The sequence below is a fragment of the Paenibacillus sp. 2KB_22 genome, from assembly GCF_052115745.1.
GTDB lineage: Bacteria > Bacillota > Bacilli > Paenibacillales > Paenibacillaceae > Paenibacillus.
The window spans coordinates 284,966-303,082 of the sequence record NZ_JBFRHG010000005.1; the positions used below are offsets into that span (position 1 = coordinate 284,966).

Annotated in this window: 14 protein-coding genes; 3 read left to right on the forward strand and 11 right to left on the reverse strand. The window is 49.1% G+C overall.

What is annotated here, in order from left to right:
* Positions 1 to 13 precede the first annotated feature (13 nt).
* Complete coding sequence (locus tag AB4111_RS25290) at positions 14 to 1,195, reverse strand: DUF2087 domain-containing protein (protein WP_442033687.1); 1,182 nt, start codon at positions 1,193 to 1,195, stop codon at positions 14 to 16.
* Positions 1,196 to 1,463: 268 nt separating this feature from the next.
* Positions 1,464 to 3,437 carry a methyl-accepting chemotaxis protein gene (locus AB4111_RS25295; protein WP_442033688.1) on the reverse strand — a complete coding sequence of 658 codons (1,974 nt, stop codon included), beginning with the start codon at positions 3,435 to 3,437 and terminating at the stop codon, positions 1,464 to 1,466.
* A gap of 233 nt (positions 3,438 to 3,670) precedes the next feature.
* Here AB4111_RS25295 and AB4111_RS25300 point away from each other — a divergent pair, with 233 nt between their 5' ends.
* Complete coding sequence (locus AB4111_RS25300) at positions 3,671 to 5,104, forward strand: serine hydrolase (RefSeq protein ID WP_442033689.1); 1,434 nt, start codon at positions 3,671 to 3,673, stop codon at positions 5,102 to 5,104.
* A gap of 196 nt (positions 5,105 to 5,300) precedes the next feature.
* Here the strand turns inward: AB4111_RS25300 and nagZ are convergent, their stop codons facing one another.
* The 7 genes from nagZ to AB4111_RS25335 all read right to left on the reverse strand — a co-directional run bounded on the left by nagZ (position 5,301) and on the right by AB4111_RS25335 (position 13,385).
* On the reverse strand, positions 5,301 to 6,989 hold the full coding sequence (gene nagZ, locus AB4111_RS25305) for a beta-N-acetylhexosaminidase (protein WP_442033690.1): 1,689 nt from the start codon (positions 6,987 to 6,989) through the stop codon (positions 5,301 to 5,303).
* 31 nt (positions 6,990 to 7,020) lie between these two features.
* The gene (locus tag AB4111_RS25310) at positions 7,021 to 8,217 is read right to left on the reverse strand and encodes an exo-beta-N-acetylmuramidase NamZ family protein (protein WP_442033691.1); all 1,197 of its coding nucleotides are present in this window, start codon (positions 8,215 to 8,217) and stop codon (positions 7,021 to 7,023) included.
* The gene (locus tag AB4111_RS25315; protein WP_442033692.1) at positions 8,217 to 8,927 is read right to left on the reverse strand and encodes a hypothetical protein; all 711 of its coding nucleotides are present in this window, start codon (positions 8,925 to 8,927) and stop codon (positions 8,217 to 8,219) included. The genes AB4111_RS25310 and AB4111_RS25315 overlap by 1 nt, the downstream gene beginning before the upstream one ends.
* A gap of 48 nt (positions 8,928 to 8,975) precedes the next feature.
* Positions 8,976 to 10,085, reverse strand: coding sequence for an ABC transporter ATP-binding protein (locus AB4111_RS25320; RefSeq protein ID WP_442033693.1), 1,110 nt, complete (start codon positions 10,083 to 10,085; stop codon positions 8,976 to 8,978).
* Between the two features lie 49 nt (positions 10,086 to 10,134).
* Positions 10,135 to 10,968, reverse strand: coding sequence for a carbohydrate ABC transporter permease (locus tag AB4111_RS25325; RefSeq protein WP_339848211.1), 834 nt, complete (start codon positions 10,966 to 10,968; stop codon positions 10,135 to 10,137).
* A gap of 85 nt (positions 10,969 to 11,053) precedes the next feature.
* Entirely contained in the window at positions 11,054 to 11,977 is a 924-nt protein-coding gene (locus AB4111_RS25330) for a carbohydrate ABC transporter permease (protein ID WP_253429276.1), read from the reverse strand.
* Positions 11,978 to 12,032: 55 nt separating this feature from the next.
* Positions 12,033 to 13,385 carry an ABC transporter substrate-binding protein gene (locus AB4111_RS25335; protein ID WP_442033694.1) on the reverse strand — a complete coding sequence of 451 codons (1,353 nt, stop codon included), beginning with the start codon at positions 13,383 to 13,385 and terminating at the stop codon, positions 12,033 to 12,035.
* Between the two features lie 360 nt (positions 13,386 to 13,745).
* On the opposite strand from AB4111_RS25335, the gene AB4111_RS25340 reads away from it, so the two are divergent.
* Both AB4111_RS25340 and murQ read left to right on the forward strand, forming a co-directional pair.
* Positions 13,746 to 14,708 (forward strand): N-acetylglucosamine kinase, encoded by a 963-nt coding sequence (locus AB4111_RS25340; protein WP_442033695.1) that lies wholly within the window; start codon positions 13,746 to 13,748, stop codon positions 14,706 to 14,708.
* 22 nt (positions 14,709 to 14,730) lie between these two features.
* Complete coding sequence (gene murQ, locus AB4111_RS25345; protein WP_442033696.1) at positions 14,731 to 15,636, forward strand: N-acetylmuramic acid 6-phosphate etherase; 906 nt, start codon at positions 14,731 to 14,733, stop codon at positions 15,634 to 15,636.
* 151 nt (positions 15,637 to 15,787) lie between these two features.
* Here murQ and AB4111_RS25350 read toward each other — a convergent pair whose 3' ends face one another.
* Entirely contained in the window at positions 15,788 to 16,627 is an 840-nt protein-coding gene (locus AB4111_RS25350) for a MurR/RpiR family transcriptional regulator (RefSeq protein ID WP_442033714.1), read from the reverse strand.
* Positions 16,628 to 16,753: 126 nt separating this feature from the next.
* Positions 16,754 to 17,983, reverse strand: a complete 1,230-nt coding sequence (locus AB4111_RS25355) for an anhydro-N-acetylmuramic acid kinase (RefSeq protein ID WP_442033697.1) — start codon at positions 17,981 to 17,983, stop codon at positions 16,754 to 16,756.
* Positions 17,984 to 18,117 lie beyond the last annotated feature (134 nt).

The window sequence follows — 18,117 nt, forward strand, 5'->3', positions numbered from 1 at the left end:
ATTCAGTAGATTGCTATTTATTTCCGTGGTACCCTTGATCTCCATAGGGCTCTAACTGTTCAAACCAGCGGTTCAGACATTTGGCGAGGGCATCTTTGGGGTCGTAATACGGGTTATCATCTGGCTTCAATGTCTCCAACACTTCAATTACGAAGGCATTCTCCCCATATTCATTCCATTCAGCCTGCAACCTCCGATTCAGATGGCTACCCATCTGTAGCATAAACCGTTGTCCGTTAATGGTTTTCAAGTTAAGCGTGCTGTCGATATAGACTTTACCGTTACGTTCATTTCGAATCTGGTAGACACCAGCTTCCGTTTTGACTTCTTTGGCCTGTTCCTGTAATTCTTTGCGACGATCCATGTTCTCCTGCTCCCCCTTTTCTTTGCGTTCCTGTTTTCCATCTCCGGCACTCTGTTCATCTGTGTGGCTTCCCAGCCAATACCGACTACCGTCTGGCTCACGTTCCAGCAAGCGATAATCGACCAGATATCTCCGTATTTCTACGTAATCGTCATGAACCTCCTTCAGCAGCTCATTGACCTGTTTTTCGGAATATTGGCGCTCTGGATCGAATCGTTTGGCTATCTCAGTGAGCACGATATATTTATGCTTTTGCTGCATATGAAACGTCGTCAGTGGCCCGCCAGTACCCTCAGAAAAATATTTATTCAGTACCTTCTCCCGGTCCTGTTCTGTAATATCAAATGAGCCAGGATGGATCGTATGTCCATGTCTTGTCACCGACGACACCCATTCGGCTGGAGCCTGGGTATCCTTGCTTTTGAGAAGTTCCATTAATGCAAGGAATATCTTGGCCTGCCGTTCCTTCTCCTTCAATACAAACCGATGATTCCGAATCGTGGAAGCACTCCCGATACCCAGGGCCTTCTGTACTTCAACATCCTTCTTTCCTTCATGAAATTGAGCCAATAGGCCACGCTGGACATCGGATAATCCGGTTACACTTTTATCCAGCTCCAGCAAATACTCAAATACTGATCCATGAATCTTCTCAATATGCACTCGCATATAGCGTGCTGCCTCATAGAGCACTCCTTCTTCAGGGTAGATAATCCCCGCTTCCGTCCTGTATCCGCAGCAGACGCATGTATAGGCAGCACCCTCCTCCATATAACCACGCTTGATCTCTTCCAATGAAGCGGTTTGCAACCAGCTTTCCGATGATTTCATGGCAAAGCTCCTTTTATTGTTATGGTCATTTCAACCGAATAATATTTAACTTTATATGTTTATGTTTGTTTATTTATAGACATATTATAATTTTGTTTATAATATGTCAACATTACTGAAAAGGATACTGTGTTTGAGGACATAACGGACACCTCATGTTCAACAGAAAAAGACCGCAGGGTCACAACCTGCAGTCTCATCGCAGAAAGGGCATCTCAGCACCTTCCCTAAACATTTATCCTCAATTATTGGCTCACTTCAATCACGATTACAACTTAAATCGTTCAATCATGCTTTGCAGATCTTCAGCCATACGTGACAATGCTGCCGAAGATGCTGCGACCTCTTCCATTGTGGCCAATTGCTCTTGAGCCGCCGCCGATCCATCTTCCGTTCCAGAGGCAATTCTGTCCGACAGAACCATTGTATCACTTACTGCCTTGTTGATATGACTCATGCCGCCATCAATCTGACGGGAAGCTGCGGACACTTCTCCAGCTTGCGCAGCCACCAACTGTACCGCAGTACGAATGTTATGGAATGCTTCGCCCGCTTCTGTAACCATCTGCGAACTCTTCACCATACCTTCTCCTGTACGGGCAAAAGTGGATTGCACCGCATTGGTTTTCTCCTGCATCTCATGCATAAGCTCATTAATCCGCTCGGCTGAAGCGCCTGAACTGTGAGCCAGTGTTTTCACTTCGTTGGCTACAACAGCGAATCCTCGCCCTTGCTCGCCAGCTCTTGAAGCTTCAATGGATGCATTTAAGGCGAGAATGTTTGTCTGTTTGGCAATGGCCGTAATCTCGGCCACAATCACCAGAATCTCTTCATTTTTCGCACGCAGATCCTCAATGACCACAGACATGGCTTTGCTCTCGTCATTCACCTGCTGAATATGGGTAACCGCTTCTTCCACTGTCACCATGCCCGCTTCCGACTTGGTGGAAGCATCAAGAGCGATACGAGCGGTGTCTTCAGCACTTGATGAAATTTCTTTGACTCCAATAGACATTTCGCCCACGAGTTGGCCTGTAGCAGCAAGACTGTTGTTTTGTAAAGTCGTTCCTGCAGCTGCATCTTGCATCAGTTCAGCCACCTGTTCTGTGGCTTTTGATGTCTGCTCGGAACTTGCCATCAGCTCTTCCGAAGATGCTGCCAGCTGGCTGGAAGTATCATGTACTTCTCCAAGCACATTACGTAGTGAAGTTGTCATCGTGTCGAAGCTTTCCCCAAGCAGTCCGAACTCATCCTTGCGCTGCAAACCTACCCGAACGGTTAAATCACCGGCACTTACTTTCGATGCTGCCTGTGTTAATTGCAGTAATGGCCGATGAATGCTGCGGATAATGAAAACAAGCAGAATCAACCCGATAACCATTGCAGATGCCACAATTGTAATGGAACGAATCAAAATAGGCATTACGGCTTCCGTTGCTTCCGAAGGAACCATCTCGCCAACAATTTTCCACCCCGTCACCGGATTGGTGAAATACACAGCTTCCACTTCGTGACCATCATATGTATACTTCACGGTTCCGCTTTCTTTCGTATACATCTCATTGATGTAAGGTTCATCCGACTGTGTACCGGATTCAATATTGTAATGGAACAGGAACTTACCCCCGTTATCCAGCATGTACAGTTTTCCTTCTTTACCAATACGTATCTGATCTACGGATTCTTTCAGATGATTGAGACTGACATTGGCCCCGAATACCCCTTTGCCATCAGCCAGCTTGGCCGCCGCGGTCACAACCCATTCACCCGTCGAAGCCGATTGGAATGTATCTGAGATTACAGGTTCATCCTGAGACATGCCCATCTTATACCATGAACGCTCTCGAGGATCATAATTCTGTTCCTCGGATTCTGGGGATTTCATCCAGCTGCCATCGTCCGCACCTGCGGTGAGTACACCCAATTCCTTATGATTCTGAGACATCCGATCCATCTGCCTTTGAAGTGCAGGGGATTTATTAATGATATCGTTTGAAGTCATACCCGCAGCCATCTGCGCTGCGTTATCCTTCTCCATATCCAGCATTTGATTTATCTGCAGACTAAGCATTTCTGTTTTGGCCTGTGCGGAACGAATAATTTCCTGCTTAACCTGGTCAGCAGCTTTTTGATAAGACAACCAACCAACGGTAAAGCTCGGAACAATCAAGAACAGGAGCAATGCAGCGATCAGGCGTTTTTTTACGGTTAAAGTAAACCAATTTCGAATCCTTTTCTTCATATAAATATCCCCCATCATAATCTTCACCCATCCTTTTATCGGACAATCGCTGTAAAAATATTATGTATATATACTAAATTAGTACAAATTTAATTTAAATGATCCGATCAGATGATATGGAATATATCCGCTAATCGTTTTGACCCTCCAAGCGAGATCGTTTACAATGCTCATAAGTTGTCTATTCATGAAACGATTGGAAGGGGAGGATTCAAATCTTACGTAAGTCACACATGCAACAACCTGTTTCCACGGTATATTCATCCATGTTCCGTATCCTGTTAGCGTTCATCCTGTGCGCAGGCCCGATTCTGGGACAAGCCGGTATCACGGCAGCCTCAGCCCAGACAACGCAAACAGTTCACATTGAAGTGAATGGTGAGCAGCAATCCTGGAAGAACGCACCACTTATCATCAAAGGCTCAACGTTTGTTCCATTGCGGGATGTAGTCACATCCGTTCAAGGCACGTTGAAATGGGATAATCGAACCAAGATAGCTACCATTACCGTTGGCAGAGACAAGCTGGTCCATCAGGCTGGCAGCAACTCCATTAAGGTAAACCAGGTTAATCTCGCTACAGGTGTGAATTCACGTACCATTAATGGTACGTTGATGGTGCCTGTCCGGGCCATGGCTAATGCAATTAAGGCAGATATCAAGGTCCAACGTACAGCTACGGGTCAGATGAGTGTGAATATGTTCACGGATCAAGTCAGCCTGCTGAACAGTGAAGTTGCCAGCGTAGATACGTATCTGCGCGAGATCAACTATCCAGGTATGGCACTGATTGCCCGCGATGGTGAAGTTCTGCTAAGACAAGGCTACGGACTTGCCGATGAACAGACGCTGAATCGCCCGGATCAGAAGACCCGGATCGCATCACTGAGCAAATCCTTCACGGCCGCGTCCATTCTGAGTCTCGTGGAGGAAGGTAAGATTAATGTGCAAGATCCAATCTCCAAGTATATCTCCGGCATTCCGAAGGGAGATCAGATCACACTGCATATGCTGTTATCCCAGACTTCAGGTCTGCCATCCGCATTTGGTCGGAGTGAAGGAACTTCCATGGAAGAGACTGTAGAAGAGATTCGCCACAAAACGTTGAAGTTTGAACCGGGGAGTGCCTATCTATACAGCAACAGCGGGTATGTTTTGCTTGCATACGTCGTTGAACAGGTATCCGGCATGAGTTATGCCGATTACGTACAGCAGACGATACTGAAGCCACTTGGCATGAAAAATTCGGGAGAGGCTTCCCGTAAAGTGCATACGATTAGTGGTTTTGTTCAAAAAGATAACGCTTGGGTAACTGCCCCTTATTATGTTTCCCAATCCGGATCAGGCACCATCTATTCCACGGTAGACGATATGCTGAAATGGGATCGTGCACTGTATACGGACAAGATTCTAAGCCAGGATACGATTGAACAGATGTATGAGCCCTACTCCGATAAAAACTATGGCTACGCCTGGATTCTCAAAGAGAAGGGTACCAACCGTACCGTCTTCCACAACGGTAGTGGCGGTGGGTTCGCTACAGCCTTTTCACGCAATCTGTCCGATGATATCACGATTATCCTGCTCGGTAACCACGCAGGTATGGACATGACTTCACTTTTGGATCAAGTTGAGGCCAAGACAGCCAAAGCACTGCAATTGCAATAATCTATAATTATTCGTTTATATAGAGCAAAGAGACGGTCCTATGAAGGATCGTCTCTTTGCTCTGTATATGTTTTCATTTTTACGGCCCATGATTCCACTTCACTCAACCAGCATTCATCTTTTCCCATCTTGCAAAAGGCGTATTAACTCATATTCTCACCACTGCCTGGCAACCATCCATCCGTTCAACATCCGTCTACTTTATCGTCACAGGAAGTTCTCCCGAAAAAGGAATGCGTCCCATCAGCGCCTGAGCGACGCTATCCATGGCAAGTGGCCGGCTCTCGTAAGCCGCTACATAGACTTGAGCATCCGGAATTGCGAGCAGATCATAGGGACTTCGCAGTGCCACAACTGCCAATGGCTTGCCCAGTTGCTGCAACCAGCCGATTAGTCGGCACTGTGGATCACCGGAAGGGCTTCCCGCATTGTAGGTCCCTACCACAATCTGTAGAATGTCGTCCTCTTCTGCCGCTTGAAGCATACGTGCGGAACGAATGGCAACTTCCTCGGGCGTAACCACCCGATCAACAACATCCAGACCATACTTGGATAAAGCTAAGCCCAAGGTGAACGTCTGACTCAGCTGTTCATCTGCAATCGTCGTCACGGACGTGGCAACCGTTATGACCAGCGTGCGTTCCGGCTTCAAAGGCAGCATATTCAGCTGATCGCGTACCAGCGTGATACTGTTCTCGCTAATTCGGCGGGCAACCTCTTGGTGTAATGAACTGTTGCGCTCAGACCCGCTGGAATGTGAAAGATCCTTTGATGAATTCAGGGAGGGTGCATTTGAGAATACACTATTCACTTCATCATCATCTGCACCGCCCGTTCCACTCTCCAACAAACCACGTTTCGCCTTGTACATCAGCAAGCGGGTTACCGACTCGTCAATACGCCTTTCGCTAATCCGTCCGCTAGCCACAGCTGCTAACAATGCTTCAAAAGCCTCTGCCTGAAGCTTGGCCGTATGGCTAATTAACACCAGATCCGCTCCGGCCTCTACAGCCATCACAGCTGCATCGACTGTGCCATAGTTCACCGCAATGGCATCCATCTCCATGCAATCTGTCACGATCATGCCCTCATAACCCAGTTCCTGGCGAAGCAGACCGCTTAATACAGTATGCGATAGCGTTACGGGCAGACGCTCTGGCTCCAGTGCAGGGAAATAAATATGCGCTGACATCATGGCATCAACACCTTCGGCGATGGCGGCTTGGAAGGGAATCAACTCCAGGCGCTCTACCCGATCACGATCATGAGTGATGATCGGCAGGTCCAGATGAGAATCGGTGTCCGTATCCCCATGCCCCGGGAAGTGCTTGGCTGTCGCTGCAATCCCGGCGTCCTGTATTCCCGCAACGGTTCTGGCCCCATATTCTGCAACAGATTGTGGAGATTCGCCGAATGATCGTACACCGATAACCGGATTGGCCGCGTTATTGTTCACATCCAGTACTGGAGCAAAGTTCATGTTAATGCCCATGGACTTCAGCTCCAACCCACTGATATATGCCGCCTGATACGCATCGTCTATGGAGCCAGCAGCGGCAATGGCCATTTGTCCAGGCATCAAGGCAATCCCTTCGGTAATTCGAGCAACCATGCCACCCTCCTGATCAATGGATATCCAGAGCGGCACATTACCGCTGCTTTTGGCAATCTGTTGTAGCCCCGACGATAACCGCTCTACCTGCTCTGGCGACTCAACGTTGCGCGCAAAATAAATCACGCCACCGATTGGATACTTTCGAAGAAAGGTTTCCACATCGCCAGCAGCTTCAGTGCCATGAAAGCCGCAAAGCAGCATTTGCCCAACTTTCTCGCGCAAGGTCATCTGTTTCAGATGAGAATGGTATAACTCTTTTTGCCCACTCATTTCATGCCTCCTTCCGATGACAAACATCCGTTTATGGATATAACAAAAATGGCTTTCGCCGCTCCTTCCATTCTGCTGCCTGTACATTCCACGCTTCCATTAAACGAACGAATTCCGTACGGTTATGAATGGTTTCCCTGACTTCCTTCCCCCCGGACAGCAGGTCGATAAAGTACCTCGAACCCGGCTCCGGTGGCTCCAGCCAGCATAATTGCTCCGGATAGAGTGAAACCAGTTCATGCAAAAGCACCAGCCCCGTCTCTACCGCCCGGAATTTCCTGCTGTCCGTTACAAAAATCCTTACGCCACCACACAGCTCACCTGCATGTTTGGAGAATGTTGGCGACATGTACACCGGATGCACATGCACACCTTCCAGCTTGTATTCCCGAAATCGTTCCGCCAAACGCTCACCCTCAACCCAGGGTGCCCCAATCCACTCGAATGGGCGGGTCGTGCCCCTGCCCTCCGATACATTAGTGCCTTCGAACAGGCATGTGCCCGCATATACCTGCACGCTATCCAGCGTAGGCATATTGGGGGAGGGCAACATCCAGGGAAGATGGCAATCCGTGAACCTCATGGAACGCTGCCAACCTTCCATCGCAATCACGTCCAATTCGCAAGGTACATCCATCTCGCTGTTGACCATCAGGGCCAATTCACCTACCGTCAATCCGGTACGTACAGGGACACGCCAAGCGCCAACGAGTGATTCATACCCCGCGTTCAGTACACCGCCTTCCACAACGTTTCCACCCAGCGGATTGGGACGGTCCAGAATCAGCATACGTTTGCCTGCTCCAGCGCAGACCTCCATCATATAGAACATGGTTGAGACATACGTGTAATAACGGATGCCCACATCCTGAATGTCAAACAGGACCGTATCGACTCCAGCCAGCATTGCAGGCGTAGGCTTCTTGTGATCTCCATACAGGCTGAACACCGGAATGTCCAGACGCGGATGACGCATGTCTCCGAATCTGACACCCGCCTGAAGTTCTCCATCCAGTCCGTGCTCACAGGCGTAGAGCGCTGTAAGCTCGGCATTAGCCAGTCCCGCGCACACATCTATGGTCGATACAAAATCCGCTGTAATTCCAGTCGGATTCGTAATTAGACCGATTCGAGTACCTGTTAACCATGGATGCGATAACCCTCTCGACAGAAGGTCAACTCCCGTTTTTACAGCCGGAATCTGCTCGCTTCCATTCAACCGCCCCATTACACATTCCCCTGGCTGATCCACCCTGTATGCTGGTGATCATTACCGCCTGTTACGACAGGTTCCTCTTCAGGCTCCAGCACATTGAGAGCCACCTTATGCTGATAGATGGCAAACATACCTCCAAACAGCGCTCCGAAACCAACGACAGTCAGCATCAGCAAAGCAGTCAGGCACATGGCCTGAAAACAAGCGCCCATCGTATACCCCGGGTGACGGAAGAACAGCTTTACACTTTCCCCCATCGCCTGAATGATGCCCATGTTCTTTTGTAAAACAAGCTGCCAAGTATAGAACTGTGACATCAGCGCCATGAGGACGAAGAAGGTTTGGAACATGCTCACTGCTGTACCTGTAATCCCGCCCTGTCCGCCGTAATACCACCAGGTTGACCAGAGAATGAAGCCAAGCACGGCGAAAAGCACTCCTACTGCCCCTCCCGGGATGAATCCCTGCATCGTTCCGTTCCAGATATCCTTAAGCCCATTGCGGCGTTCCTTGCGTTCCAGCCTGTGATGTACGGCATAACTGACACCGAACAGGATGGGCATATATATCAAGGCCAGAAGCAGCACCGCGATTGGCAGTGGAGCAAACATCAGAATGGGAACCAATACGATGGAGCTAACGACACTGTACAAGGCTACCGGAATAATATCCCGATAGATTTCTGCACCTGACTTGATCAACACTTCACTCAGCTTACGCATCTTCACCCTCCCCTTTCTAACCGTTCCTTCTTCGCCAGGCCTCGTCTTTTATTCCCGTCCAATCGCAAGCTCCGTCTCTGGATCGAAAAAGTGCGCCTTACGCAAGTCCAGCACAAAATTTTTGTCCATTTCTACATACGCATGTGTTTCCGGATGAACCTTGGCCGTGACCGTACGGGCACCGGAATGGAAATACACCAAATTCTCGGAGCCCAGATGCTCTACAACCTGAACTCGCGCCTGCAGCATATGGTCTGTCGGGATATTCGGAGCGACATCGTCACCAAAAATATGCTCTGGGCGCAGTCCCATAATCACCGGCTTGCCCTGATGGCTCTGCAAACGAGCAAGTACATCGGCTGGCAAGGTGAATGAGGCTCCCTCGATGACAACCTGTGTGCCTTCAATCCGTGCATCAATAAAGTTCATCGCCGGGGAACCAATAAATCCGGCAACAAACATATTTCGCGGACTCGCATACAGTTCTTTCGGTGAAGCCACCTGCTGAATATCTCCATGATTCATAACCACGATGCGTTCTCCAAGTGTCATGGCCTCTACCTGATCATGCGTCACGTACACAATCGTGGCACCGAGACGTTTATGCAGTTCTCCCAACTCCACCCGCATCTGAACCCGCAACTTGGCATCCAGATTGGACAGTGGTTCGTCGAATAAAAACACCTGTGGATCACGGACGATCGCACGTCCTACTGCCACACGCTGGCGCTGACCACCAGACAGCTCGCGCGGTTTGCGTTCCAGCATCGCTTCCAGTCCCAGAATGGAGGCCGCATTCTGCACCTGTTCATCAATATAAGACTTTGGCTTTTTCAGATTTTTCAGGCCAAAGGATAGATTTTCACGGATGGTCATATGCGGATAGAGTGCATAGTCCTGAAACACCATCGCGATATCCCGATCCTTCGGATGCAGATCGTTAACAAGCCGGTCACCGATGACAATATCACCGCTTGTTTGCTTTTCAAGTCCGGCAATCATCCGCAGTGACGTTGTCTTGCCACAGCCCGAAGGACCCACAAACACTACGAATTCCTTATCTTCTATAACAAAGTCCGAGCCGGCCACAGCCGTGAACGTTCCTTTATGATCGTCTTTGAATTCTTTGCGCACTTGGCGAAACTCCACGCGTGCCATAGGTAGATCCCCCTTTACGTTGTCGCTTGTCCTGAACTAATAGTTCAACTTAACCTTTTACCGCACCAATCGTAATGCCCTGTAGGAAATAACGTTGCAGTGAGAAAAACAGAATGATCATCGGCAGTGCACCTATTGTTGCCCCCGCCATCATTGCGCCGAAATCGGTTGATTCGGCAAATACGAACGAAGCCAGACCCACCTGAACGGTGCGCATCTCGTTGGAGTTAGTGATCAGGAATGGCCAGAAAAATTCGTTCCACGAAGCGACAAACGTGAAAATCGCCAGCACTGCGATCCCTGGCTTCGCCATCGGCAGAATCACTTTCCAGAAGATGCCGAACTCGCTGCATGCATCAATACGTGCCGCATGGATCAGCGATGTGGGCAGCGTTGACATGAACTGCTTCATCAAGAAAATGTTACCCACACTAACGGCAGCAGGCAGAATAATGGCTGTATACGTATCTCCTAGGTCAAACACGTTGACCATCAGAATGTACAAGGGAATCAGCGTCACTTGTGCCGGAATCATCATGGTCCCCAGAAGGGTCCAGAACACCGCCTGACTACCTGGAAACTTCAGTTTGGCAAATGCATATCCCGCCAGGGAGGCGAAGAATACATTTGTTACGGTCAGTATGATCGAGATGAGCAGCGAATTGTACAGCCAGCGCCAGGCATCAGTTTTGGCAAAAAAGCGCTCATATGGTGATAACGACAACTGCTCCGGGATCATCTGTGGTTTAAACGACGCCGACATCGCGCTATCCTGCACCGAACCGACCAGCATCCAGTACATCGGAATGACCGTCACCAGTGCCCAGACCACCAGCAGAATGGATGCAACGACAAGCAGTGTCTTTTTCTGTGTTGATTTCATGGATTTCATTCACCCCCGGATGCTTAATGCAACATGCCTACCTCTAATACGTGTTCAAAAAGAGCGGTTTTCAGTTGAACTACTTCTAATACTCAATATCGCTGGAGAAATATTTAAACTGAATGACGGAGATGACAATGATGATAATCGCCAATACGAACGACTGTGCCGAAGCCAATCCGAATTCATAGAACTTGAATGCAGTCTCGTAGATCAGATAAGCGATCGTTGTTGTCGCAAAGTTTGGTCCACCCTGTGTCATCAGATAGACCGAGATAAACACCTGGAAAGACGTGATCACACCTGTCACGAGCAGATACAGCGTCGTTGGTTTGAGTAGCGGCCATGTAATCTTGCTGAACTGGGTCCAGCCGCTGGCATGATCAATATCCGCCGCTTCGTACAGCGATTTCGGAATACCGCCCATGGCTGCCAGATACAGAATAATGCCCGCTCCGTGCGATCCGAGCCAGTTCATTAGAATGAGGGAAAAGAGTGCTGTTCCCGACTGGCCCAGCCAGATCACCGGATCAAGTCCGAACAAGCTGAGAAAACGGTTTAGCAGCCCCGAATCGGTAGGATCAAAGATTGCCAGCCATACAATGGAGATGGTTACCCCGGAGGCTACCGCAGGCAGATACATAGTAGCTTTGAAAAAAGTCTGCCATTTACTTTTCATCTGATAGATGAAATAGGACAGTACAAATGTAATGAGAATATTGACCGGGACTGTGCCTACAGTGAAGATCACCGTATTTTTGATCGACTTCCAGAACGTCTCATCCTTCACCAGTCGCTCGTAGTTGTCCAATCCAACCCACGTCGAATTCATAATGTTGTATTTCTGGAAGCTCATCACGAGAGCTGTTAGCACGGGATACAGTGTGAAAATGAGAAACAGCAGGACAGGCGCCAAAATAAACAAATACGCCCACCCGTAATCTCGCCAAAACCGGGCAGCCCGGGAAGTCCGGGGCACAGACGGTTTTGGCGCAAGGGCGGTCTGCATGGCGAATCCTCCTCTCCTAATCAGTGTGGTTATACGTTATGTTTGATTGTCCAAGTTATTGTCCGAACATCTGCTGGCCTTTGTTCTTGAAGTCTTCTGCGATCTGTTCCGGTGTTTTCTCACCCGAGAACAGCGCCTGAATGTTAGGCTTCACAACTTGTTCCTTGAATTGTTTCTGCTGAGATGCTTTGTCGATATCCAGTTCGAGTACAACCGGCATCGCAATATCCTCTGCCATGACTTTCGCAGCAGCCAGGTTATCCGCTTGACCAAGTTCTTTTCCTTTAAACAGATCCACCTGGGATTGTCTTACGAATGGGAGAGCCAATTCATTGGCGGAGTTCCCTGCTTTGGCACCACTGAGCGCTTCCATCACCAGGAACGTATTTTTGGCATGCTGCTCGCCTTTGTCTTTCTTCTGTTTGAAGGCTACATACCCTTCACCGCCCATCGTTGTTGCCGCAGGTTGATCGTCGTTATGCGGTACAGGCAGCAGGACAAAATCAATTTTCTCCCCCTGTACCTTACCATCATCAATATCCTTGTTGCGGTTCTGAATCATCACATCATAATAAGGAATCGCTTTGGAGATGATCGCTGTTTCACCCGCATAGAACATATCCGTCCGTTTGGCTGGAGCAAGCGCAGCCGTTTCTTTTGGCATATAGCCTTGATCCATCAGGTTTTTGATAAAAGAGAGAGTATCCAGAATGCGACCATCATTCCACTGGAACGTGCCAGCTTTATCGAGAACGTCAATCATTCCGTTGTTTCGGGACAGCATTTCAATGAAGTCGAGCGATGTACCATCCGTAACCAACGCATACTGCTTAGCCCCGCCATCCAGCGTTTTGGTCAGCTTGGCTGCGGCAGCGTTGAATTCGGACCAGGTCCAGCCGTTTTGTTGAATGGATTTCCAGTCAATGCCCGCTTCCTCCAGAATACGTTTGTTGCCACCCCACGCCCATTGGAATTGATACAATGGCAGTCCGTACTGTTTCCCTTGGATCTGACCTAATTCAAGCGTACCTGGCAGATAGTCATCCTTGATCTCAGGTGTCAGGTAGCTGTCCAGCTCAAGTGCCAATCCTGTATTCACATACGTGCCGTCTACACTATGAAAGTAAAGATCCGGCGGATTGCCCGCGTTCAGAGCGACATCGAATTTTTTGGGCCCTTCCGCCCAGGAGAGCATTTCAGTCTTCACGGTAATGTTCGGGTGTTCCTTATTGAAATCAACGATTAGATCCTTCAGTTCATCTTCATATGTTCCATGTACTGGATACGTCCATACGGTCACCGTATCTTCTGCATTGGGATCATCTGAAGCAGCGCCCCCGCTATTCCCGCAGGCAGTAACCATGACCATCATCAACAACATTGCCCACACTAGACCCTTCTTTTTCATGCCTTCATCTCCTTCGCGTGTCGTCTCCTGATAATTGCATTGCTTAACCATGCTACCCCTTTTGAAATCATCCATCCTTAAACGGCTTAACAGACTATTGAGCGTGGCAGTAAGGAAAATGCACCTCCCTTATGGATTAGACCTGAACGTACGCAGGATTAATCTCTTAAATGCAATATAACGTCAACTTAGTTGACATTAACAGTATTAATTCCTTCCAAAATTGTAGATTGAGTTCATTATATGAGCTATGAAATAAAAATTCAACATTATTTTTTATTATAAAATTTAATTTTACTTTTTCATTTTATGCCTCTATACTATGTAAAAAGAAAACTCAAGCAATCGAGGTGAGCCACTTTGCGAGTATATGTTGGCGTAGATGGAGGCGGTACCAATACTGATGCAGCAATCATTTCTGAATCTGGCGAAATTCTCGCCCGGCTCAGCGGCGGTCCCACGAATCCTCACAGCGTACCCCTGGAACAGGCCCTTTCCGAACTGCAACGAGTGCTGGAACAGCTATTCAATCTAAAAAGCGATTTATCGACAAATTGTGAAGGTATATGCCTCGGTATGTCAGGTATAGACACAATTCAAGAACGGCAACTTATAGCCGACGCAGTAAATAACTATATGAAGAGTCGTAATCGGCAAGGATCAGAAAGCTGTCCTGTCTGGGTTGTATCCGAAGGAGAGATTGCCCTGATGGCCTCTCTCGGACATACTCACGGTGTATTGTGCATCTCTGGAACAGGGTCCATCGTGTACGGATTTACGCTGGAAGGAGAACAATACCGTGCAGGAGGCTGGGGTCATCTGCTCGGAGATGAGGGGAGCGGCTATCGTATTGGACAACGTGCACTCCAAGCGGTCATGCAGAGCTATGATGGTGTTCTTCCTCCAACCCGTTTAACCCCGCTTCTTCTAAAGAAACTGAACCTTCGGGATATATCGGAGCTAAAGTCGCTGGTCTATCAGACGAATTGGGGCAAAACCGAGACCGCATCCATCGCACGCCTAGCTATAGAAGCTGCTGAACTCGGAGATGAGGCCGCCCGCGCATTGATCATTGACGAAGCCTCACAATTGGCGGATACCGCCAAGGCGCTGATTGCCCGTCATCCCGAATTTGCATCTACTCAGGTTGTCCTGTCCGGGTCGCTGTTTCGATACGCTGCACTTTTCCGAAATACATTTATCCAGAAGTTATCAGGATATTATGGAGAGTTGGAATTTGTATATCGTGAAGATGCCCCTGCTCCATCGGTAGGTGCAGCACTACTGGCAAGAAGACGCCGTTCCCTGAATGTATCATTCTAAAAGAGAGAAGGAGGCCGTACAGATGAATCACATGCTGAACTCATTATTAACGGAACAACCCAATCCACTAACGGATCATATAGATGAATTGCCATCGGCAGAAATTATGGAACTGATCAATAAGGAAGATCAACGGATTGCAGAGCTTATTCAGCCCCTGATTCCGGTCATTGCCCAAGCGGCGGACAGGATCTTGGAGGCCTTTCAGTCTGGCGGCAGGCTATTCTATGTAGGTGCAGGCACCAGTGGACGATTGGGGATACTTGATGCTTCGGAATGTCCGCCTACCTATGGAACCCCTCCCTCCATGGTGCAGGGTATTATTGCAGGGGGATTCCGGGCAGTGAAGGACCCCGTTGAAGGTGCTGAAGATAATGAGGAATTGGGAGCGGCGGACCTTGATGAACATGGCTTAGACGAGAACGATGTCGTGGTTGGCATTGCAGCCAGTGGGCGAACGCCGTATGTGCTGGGTGCGATGAGACACGCCAGGGAGATCGGGGCTACGGTGATCAGCCTGAGTAACAACGCAGGTACGCCGATGACCCTTTTGGCTGATGTGAGCATTGAGGCTGTTGTCGGCCCAGAAGTTGTCATGGGTTCAACACGTATGAAGGCAGGCAGCGCCCAGAAAATGATTCTGAATATGCTCACCACTACCGCCATGATTCGTCTGGGCAAGGTTTACCGTAATTTCATGGTCGATCTGAATCCTTCGAACGAAAAGCTTGTCCATCGGGCCAAACGCATGATCCATCTGGCAACCGGAGCGAATGAAGCGGACATAGAACAGGCCTTTGCCGGTGCAGAAGGTCATGTAAAAACGGCAATCGTCATGCTGATGGCTGGTGTGGACGCCGTGGAAGCTCAGCGAAGACTGGATCTGGCTGACGGATTTGTCCGCAGCGCTATTGCCGGTCCTTCCTGAACCAAGCAGGGCGCATCGTCCTTGAAGTTAAAAGAGCCTGACATCAGTCTGGGCTCTTTTTGGGCTTTTTTTATACGAAAGGCGGATATCATTCGCGTCAAAAAATCCCCTCCTGTATGATAAACAGAAAGGGGATTCATATGATTCTACTTCATTTATGCTCCAGAATAGCCTGCCGGCTCTTCTCCAAATACTCCACCGACTGGTTGTAGTCGCGGCTGGCAATCGCCAGATACAAAATGTCGATCACGTTCAACTGGGCAATCCGTGACGAAGTTGCTCCGCTACGGATATCGCTTTCGGTGGACGTAATCATCAAGGGCACATCCGCCATACTGCTGAGCGTATTGCTCCCCCACTTGGTAATGCTAATCGTTGCAGCGCCACCTTCACGAGCATGCTTCAGACAGGAGATCACGTTCGATGTCTCTCCTGAATACGAGATACATACCACCGCGTCATCTTCGCGGAGCGTCGTTGCGGACGAAATCTGCATATGCGGATCGGCGAAAGAAAAGCTTGTGCGATTGATTCGCATGAACTTGTAATGTGCATCCAGCGCAATCAGGTTCGATGCCCCTACCCCATAGAAAAAAATCCGGTTCGCCCGATGAAGCACATCCACAGCCTTTTCCACCAGACGTGGGTCCAGAATATGAACCGTATCCTTCACCGACTGAATATTATTTGCGGACACATGCTGAATAATGCTTTCCATGGAGTCCTGGGGACGAATCTCCGTATAATTATATTGCTCATCCGTCTGCAAATCTCCCGCAATCTTGAGCTTTAGTTCCTGAAAACCCGCTACCCCGAGCGATTTGCAGAGACGAATAATAGCCGCCGGGCTGCCCCCGCTACGTTCGGACAACTGTGCCACCGAGGACTGGACGGTTTCTTGCGGGTGATCGAGAATATAAGCTCCGATCTTCCGTTCCGATGGGGTCAGGTCATCCATTATTGCGCGTAAACGTACAAGTCCACCTTTCATGCTCTCCATTCGCTCCTCCTTTCCATACTGCATTCATGTACAAGCATTTTATCTTATAATTTCACTCGCGTCTAATTGAATTCCTCGTCCTTCCATAACTGAACTTCATTCGAAGGTCAGGTCTTACTAAAGTGTCAGGTTGCCTGAGATTACGGCGTGTCTCGCGCCAGTTACTGCCGGGAGTGTATTGGTTCTGCCCATAAGTGCCTCATGGCCAAGTAAAGCAAATCCAATGGCTTCCCGGGCATCATCGGGTATGCCGTAATCTGCTGTTCGTTCCAAACGGATATCCTTTGGAAGTCTATGACGGATCATCTCCATTAACGTGGCATTGGAAGTGCCACCACCGCAGGCGAGCATGGCCGATATGTGCACCTTGGGCAGGATAAAATCCTTCACTGCACGCACGATAGTCTCCGCGGTCAGACAGGTGGCAGTAGCCAGCGTATCTTCCAGCGTTAAGGAACGTGCTGCGGCCATCTCCATCAGTCTCACTGCATAAACGGCGCCATATACTTCCCGCCCGGTACTTTTCGGCGGTAGTCGTTTGAAATACTCATCCTCCAAACACAGGTCTACCAGACCCTGATCGACCTTCCCCTGTGCGGCAATGCTTCCACTCGGATCATAATGCTGCCGCCCATCCGTTGCCTGCCGCACAATGGCATCCATCACCATATTGCCCGGTCCCGTATCAAAAGCCGAAATACCTTCGGTAGATGACTCGGATGGAAGCACCGTTACATTTCCAATGCCGCCGATATTCTGCACCAACCGCCCTTCCGTCGGACTGCGGAACATCAGACCATCCGCATAAGGCGTAAGCGGAGCACCCTCCCCACCAGCTGCCATATCCCTTGCTCGCAGGTTGCCAATCACTGGCAGTCCTGTCCGTTCTCGAACGACAGCACATTCACCGATCTGCAATGTCGATACCACATCAATACTTGCCCCCGTTGGACCTGGAAACGCAGATGCTACAGGAGCATGCCATACCGTCTGTCCATGCATGCTAATCACATCCACCTGCTGCGTTGAGATACCGGCAGACCGCATCAGTTCCGTAACACTATGCGCATACCACTCCGACACACCAAAATGCGCGGCTGTCAGCTCGTCGATACGAGCTGTCCCCGGTGAACATAACCGAATCAGTACGTCTCTCAATCCATTTGAATACGGCACACATACGAAATCAACCAGCTCGATCTGCTGTAATGTCCCGCTCATATCGGTTTGAATACGCACCAGCGCCGCATCTGTTCCGTCCAGAGACGTCCCTGACATTAGTCCGATGACCAGATGCTCCTGCTTCAAACGATACTTCTCCCACATCGGATAGCTGCCTGTATCCATCCATTTCCAACCTCCTGCAAGACCCGATGATCACGTCATCTGCCAACATTTTACCCAGTATATGATATAAAATTTCACAAGTCAAACTTTATGTGAAATTAAATTACACCAGATAAAGGTTAACCACTCTCTAT